Origin of the sequence: Pantoea sp. CTOTU49201 (assembly GCF_032054795.1) — a bacterium.
GTDB classification, from domain to species: Bacteria; Pseudomonadota; Gammaproteobacteria; order Enterobacterales; family Enterobacteriaceae; genus Pantoea; species Pantoea symbiotica.
The window spans coordinates 1-2730 of sequence record NZ_DAMBSA010000518.1; the positions used below are offsets into that span (position 1 = coordinate 1).

At 56.6% G+C, this 2730-nt stretch carries 3 protein-coding genes; 1 reads left to right on the top strand and 2 read right to left on the bottom strand.

All coding sequences use genetic code 11. The features are described 5' to 3' along the window. The coding region (locus RTY00_RS23110; RefSeq protein WP_312666516.1) for an efflux RND transporter permease subunit at positions 1-540 on the bottom strand (540 nt) is incomplete at its 3' end. Continuing rightward, positions 540-1760, bottom strand: a complete 1221-nt coding sequence (locus tag RTY00_RS23115) for an MdtA/MuxA family multidrug efflux RND transporter periplasmic adaptor subunit (RefSeq protein ID WP_312666517.1) — start codon at positions 1758-1760, stop codon at positions 540-542. The genes RTY00_RS23115 and RTY00_RS23110, both read right to left, overlap by 1 nt. Positions 1761-1998: 238 nt before the next feature. On the opposite strand from RTY00_RS23115, the gene RTY00_RS23120 reads away from it, so the two are divergent. Continuing rightward, positions 1999-2730: aldo/keto reductase (locus RTY00_RS23120; RefSeq protein WP_312666518.1), on the top strand; the 732-nt coding region annotated here is incomplete at its 3' end.

Consider the following 2730-nt stretch of genomic DNA (forward strand, 5'->3'; position numbering starts at 1 on the left):
GCCCGAAACCTGGGAAATCTTCTGTGCCACGCGCGTTTCCACCATGTCCTGCACCTGCGTGAGCGGCATGCTGGTGGTGGTAACGGCGAGCGTCATGATCGGCGGATCGGCCGGATTCACTTTGCTATACACCGGCGGATTCGGCAGATCGCTCGGCAGCAGGTTGGTGGCGGAGTTGATCGCCGCCTGCACTTCCTGCTCGGCAACATCCAGTGATAGCGTCAGCTGAAACTGCAATGTCACTACGGAAGCGCCGCCCGAACTCTGCGACGACATCTGCTTCAGGCCAGACATTTGCCCAAACTGGCGTTCCAGCGGCGCGGTAATCGAGGAAGTGACAACATCTGGACTGGCGCCGGGATAAAGCGTAACTACCTGAATGGTCGGGTAATCGACTTCAGGCAGAGCGGAAACCGGCAGAAAACGGTAGCCGAGCACGCCGGCTAACAGAATGGCGATCATCAGCAGCGTGGTGGCGACCGGGCGCAGAATAAACAGGCGCGAAGGTCCACCGCTGCTGTCAGGAGGCATCACCTGCATTATTGACGCTCTCCGCGTGCGGGCTGCGCAGCGCGCGTGCTGTGTGTCGCGGCGCTTTGCGGTGCCACCACTTCTACGGTGGCGCCTTCCGTCAGACGATCCAGCCCGTCGGTCACCACGCGATCGCCCGCTTCGAGGCCGGCGCTGATCACCACTTTCTGGCTGTCCTGCAACCCAGCGGTAACGCGTTTCTTGCTGACTTTGTTGTCGCTGTTGACCACCCAGACAAAGTGGCCGTCGTTGCTCATTTGCAGCGCGGCGGTTGGGATCACCACTGCATCCTGCAAGGTATCGACTTTCAGACGTGCGTTGACAAACTGATTCGGGAACAGCGAATCATCTTCGTTGCTGAAACGCGCCTTGAGCTTGATGGTACCGGTGGTGGCATCAATCTGGTTATCGAGACTCAACAGCGTGCCGCTGGTCAGCAGCGTTTTGTTGCTGCGATCCCAGGCTTCGACAATCAGCGGCTGTCCGCTTTTCTGCGCCTTGAGGATTTGGCTGATGTTGTTCTCGGCGACGCTGAACACCACGTCAATCGGATGCGTTTCGGTGATCACCACTAAACCAGTGGTATCGCCGGACGTAATGTAGTTGCCGACATCAACCTGTTTCAAGCCGACGCGTCCACCAATTGGCGCGGTAATGCGGCTGTAAGTCAGGTTGAGCTGGGCGCTGGCGACGTTACCTTCATCGGCTTTGATGGTGCCAAGCGTTTCGCTCACCAGCGAACGTTGCGTATCAAGTTCCTGCTGCGACACCAGCGAGGTTTTCGCCAGTTTTTCATAGCGGCTGAGATCGCGGCGTGCATTGGCGAGTGTGGCCTGATCTTTTGCCAATTGGCCCTGCGCCTGGGTTAACGCCACCTGATAAGGACGCGGATCGATTTCCGCCAGCAAAGCGCCAGCGGCCACTTGTTGACCTTCCTGGAAGTGCAGCGCCATCAATTGCCCATCAACACGGCTGCGCACGGTGACGGTGTTGGCGGCGGTGACGGTGCCGAGGCCACTGAGGAAATACGGCACGCTACTGGTTGTGGCAGCGGCGGCTTGCACTGGCGCTAAGGGGCGTTTGCCGCCTGCGCCGCGTCCACGCTGCTGCTGACCTTCAGCCTGCGTCTGTTTATTCGGTTCCGCTGGATGTTGCCACCAGTAATATCCGCCAGCCAATACGGCAATCACGGCTACAGCCAGCAAGCTTGTTTTTAGTCGACGGTTCATCAAGGTGTGTGCTCTCCAGCGGTTTCGTATTCCCAAGGTGCGTAATAAAAATGCCACTACGCAAACGAATGATTGTAGTCGCCCGGATCGGGCAAAAATTGAAGGAAATAAGAATATCGCCCTGGCGAAGGTAAGTATTCATATTCTGTAAATATTCTGCCAGCAATCCGCATAAGCGCGACGAATTCCTTTGCTAAGCTCAATAGCAGACCTGTCTCGTTTGAATAAGGAGAACAAAATGAGTCAACAGAAACTCCGCCAGCTTGGCGACAGCGGTATCGAAGTTCCCCGTCTCACCTTTGGCGGCAACGTGTTTGGCTGGACGGTGGATGAGAAAACCTCGTTCTCACTGCTCGATGCACTGGTGGAGAAGGGCTTGTTCTTCATCGATACCGCCGACGTCTATTCGCGCTGGGCGCCGGGTAACGAAGGTGGCGAATCGGAAACCATCATCGGTAAATGGCTGAAGAAAAGCGGCAAGCGCGACAGCATCGTGCTGGCCACCAAAGTCGGCATGGAGCTGTCACCAGAGAAAACCGGTCTTAAACCGGCTTACATTCGTCAGGCGGTGGAAGATTCGCTGCGTCGCCTGCAAACCGACGTCATCGATCTCTATCAGGCGCACCGCGATGATGAAACCACTCCGTTGCTGGATACGCTGAAAGCCTTCGATTCGCTGATCAAAGAGGGCAAAGTGCGTGCGATTGGCGCGTCTAACTACAACGCTAAACGTCTGCAGGAAGCGCTGGATGTAAGCAAGCAGCACGGCCTGGCGCGCTATGAAACGCTGCAGCCGGAATACAATCTTTACGATCGTCAGGAGTACGAAAGCGGTCTGGAGCAGGTCGCGGTGAAAAATGGCCTCGGCGTGATCAACTACTATTCACTGGCCAGCGGCTTCCTCAGCGGCAAATACAAAAAGCCGGAAGATGCCAGCAAAAGTAAGCGCGGGCAGGGCATCGTAGATAAA

Bases quoted from the DNA above. Each gene is read 5' to 3' on its own strand.
- RTY00_RS23115 (WP_312666517.1), bottom strand. From the start codon at position 1,760: ATGAACCGTCGACTAAAAACAAGCTTGCTGGCTGTAGCCGTGATTGCC.